This is a genomic window from Streptomyces sp. NPDC057654, assembly GCF_042800135.1.
Lineage (GTDB): Bacteria > Actinomycetota > Actinomycetes > Streptomycetales > Streptomycetaceae > Streptomyces.
Genome location: NZ_JBHVHQ010000992.1, coordinates 1 through 2,970, shown reverse-complemented (window position 1 = coordinate 2,970; position 2,970 = coordinate 1). Strand labels below are relative to the sequence as shown.

General features: G+C 69.9%; 2 protein-coding genes and 1 pseudogene. 2 read left to right on the top strand and 1 reads right to left on the bottom strand.

Features of this window, described 5'->3' with window-relative positions; genetic code table 11:
• Positions 1-528: pseudogene (locus tag ACFU99_RS39400) on the top strand (FAD-dependent oxidoreductase); the annotation flags it as partial.
• Positions 529-582: 54 nt separating this feature from the next.
• Here the strand turns inward: ACFU99_RS39400 and ACFU99_RS39395 are convergent.
• Positions 583-2,211 carry an MFS transporter gene (locus ACFU99_RS39395; protein ID WP_384402271.1) on the bottom strand — a complete coding sequence of 543 codons (1,629 nt, stop codon included), beginning with the start codon at positions 2,209-2,211 and terminating at the stop codon, positions 583-585.
• 91 nt (positions 2,212-2,302) lie between these two features.
• On the opposite strand from ACFU99_RS39395, the gene ACFU99_RS39390 reads away from it, so the two are divergent.
• Positions 2,303-2,932, top strand: a complete 630-nt coding sequence (locus ACFU99_RS39390) for a TetR family transcriptional regulator (protein WP_384402268.1) — start codon at positions 2,303-2,305, stop codon at positions 2,930-2,932.
• Positions 2,933-2,970: the final 38 nt, after the last annotated feature.

Below are 2,970 nucleotides of genomic sequence, written 5' to 3'. Positions count from 1 at the left end.
GTCGTCGCCGGCTGGGCGCCGGAAGGGCTGCTCGACACGTACGACGCCGAGCGCCGCCCCCTCGGCGCCTGGGTGCTGGACTGGACGCGCGCCCAGATCGGGGTGTTGCGCGGGGACCCCAAGTCGGCAGCGCTGCGGGAGGTCCTGGTCGACCTGCTGCACACACGGGACGGCGCGACCCACGCGGTCAAGAAGATCTCCGGCGTCACCCAGCACATCGACCTCCCCGGCACCCACCCCCTGACCGGCCGCTACGCCCCCGACCTGCACCTGACCGACAACTCCCGCCTGACCGACCACGGCCACAACGGCGGCTTCCTCCTCCTGGACCGCACCCCGGACAACGCCTTCACCCACCTCGCGGCGGGCTGGGGCGAGCGCGTGCGCAGCGTGCCCGACGACAGCCCGCAGACACCGGTGGGCGTGCTGGTCCGCCCCGACGGGGTAGTCGCCTGGGCCACCGACTCCCCCGACACCGAGGGCCTGGAATCCGCCCTGCGACAGTGGGCCGGGGAACCGTCGGCCTGACCCGAGCGCGGACGGCCTGCCGCGTAGTGGTGCCCGTAGCCCGAAGGGCGCTCATCAGCTGAGCCGGGTGCCGAGGGGCGGCTCCTCCGGGGCTGGGGGCTGGGCGGAGGGTGCAGCGGCCAAAGACGCTGCGCGGTAACGCTGTTCGCGGATGACGAGCGCCACCAGGCCGGCCGCCAGCGACACGGCGCCCGCCACGATGAACACCACATTGGTGGCGTCGATGAAGACGCCGACCGCCGCCCGGTGCTGGTCCCCGGTCAGTTTCGCCAGCGCTCCGGTGTCCAGGTTGCCGTTGACGTCGGCCGCTCCGGCGGCGCTGCTGAGGTGGCCGTCGAGGTAGCGCGCCACGATCGTGCTGTAGAGCGCGAACCCGGCCGTGGCGCCGAGCTGCTGGCAGAAGCGCAGTGAACTGGTGGCGACGCCGAGGTCCTCCTTGGCCACCGAGCTCTGCATGTACTGGAGCCCGAGGCCGAGCGACTGCCCCATGCCGATGCCCAGGACGAAGCAGCCCGCGCCGATCAGCCAGTAGCTCGTGTCGGGGCCGAGCCGGCCGAAGAGGATGAGCACCACGGCCTGGAAGATCCCGGCGGCGACGAGCAGGTACTTGAACTTGCCGAGGAGGGTGACGATGCCCTTGGCGACCGGAATGGAGGCCAGGATGCCGAACGCCATGCACAGCACCAGCAGTCCGGAGTGCCCGGTGCTCAGTCCGCGCCCGATTTGCAGATAGCCGCTGACGTACAGCAGGCCGCCGGCCACGCCGACGCCGGCGATCAGCGACATCGGCATCATCGCCCGGAACACCGAGTTGCGCATCAGCGCCAGCGACACCAGCGGTTCTGGGGCGGTGAGGCTGCGCCATACGAAGGCAGCGGCGAGCAGCACCGCCCCGGCGGCCAGCGAGACGATCGTCGGGGACCCCCACGCGTACCGGGCGCCGCCCCACTCCGCCACCAGCAGCGCGCAGGCGCCGAAGCCGCCGAGGAGGGCGGCGCCCAGGAAGTCCACCTTCCGCCGCACCGGGTTGGTCGGCATCTTCAGCGCGAGGACGATGATGAGGAAGGCCGCGACGAGGAGCGGCAGGTTCAGGAGGAAGACCCAGCGCCAGTTCATGGCGTCGGCGATGAGGCCGCCCAGCGTCGGGCCCAGCGCCAGGCCGAGACCGAACATCACCGAGGCCCCGATGCCGACCGCGTTGGACGGCTTGATGGGCCCGTCCGGCGCCGCGTCCTCCTGATCGCCGAAGAGGATGCCGGTGACCACGAGCGTGATCGCGGTGAGTCCGCCGGCGCCCAGTCCTTGGACGGTGCGGAACACGATCAGCTCGGTCATGTTCTGCGCGAGCCCGCAGAGCAGCGAGCCGACCGTGAACACGCCGAGCCCGAAGATCATCAGCGGCTTGGCCCCGTACTCGTCGGCGAGCTTGCCGTACAGCGGCACGACGATGCAGTCCGCCAGCGCGTAACAGGAGGTCAGCCAGGGGAGTTTGCCGATCCCGTGGACGGGGTCGAGGTCGGCCGTCATCTTCCACGAGACCGCCGAAACGATGTTGATGTCGAGGATGGACAGCAGCAGGACGGTGATGCACGCGGCGGCCACCAGCTTGACCTTGGGCGTGCTCATGAGCAGGACCGGGCCGTCGTACACGGGTGCGTACATGCCCTTGGGGTTATCAGCCACGCTGCTTACTCTAAGGCTATTTTTACACCGAGGCAAGCTTTACGACCAGAGCAACTATACCCTCGGAGAAAATCCTTGCTACGCTTCAGCCATGACGGAGCAGCTGGGCCTTCGGGAGCGCAAGAAGCTGAGGACGACGGAGCACATCGCGAACACCGCGCTGGAGCTGTTCCTACAGCGCGGCTTCGACCAGGTCTCGGTCGCCGACGTCGCGACCGCCGCCGAGGTGTCCAAGAAGACCGTCTTCAACTACTTCCCCGCCAAGGAAGACCTCGTCCTGTTCCCGATCCGCGACCACAAGGGCGAGCCCGCCAGGGTCGTCCGTACGCGGCAGGCGGACGAGTCCCCCGTGACCGCTCTGCGCCGGCACTTCCTGACCGGCCTCCAGGAGCGCGACCCGATCACCGGACTCGCCGACTACGAGGAGTTCCTGGCCTTCCAGGGCATGGTCATGTCCACCCCCAGCCTGAAGCTGCGCCTCCTGGAGCAGTGGACCGACAGCGAGGCCGTCCTCGCCGAGGCGCTGGCCGAGACCCTCGGCAAACCGCCCACCGCCATCGTGCCGAACGCGCTGGCCAGCCAGATCATCTCGGTGCAGCGCACCCTGATCGTCCGCAACGTCGAGCGCATGCTGTCCGGCGACGACCCCGCGGCCGTGCACGACCAGTGCGCCGCCGAGGCGGAAGCGGCGTTCGACCTGCTGGAGAAGAGCCTCCGGTGACGTGCGGCGCCGACGGCTCCGGTCCGGCGGGGCGAACC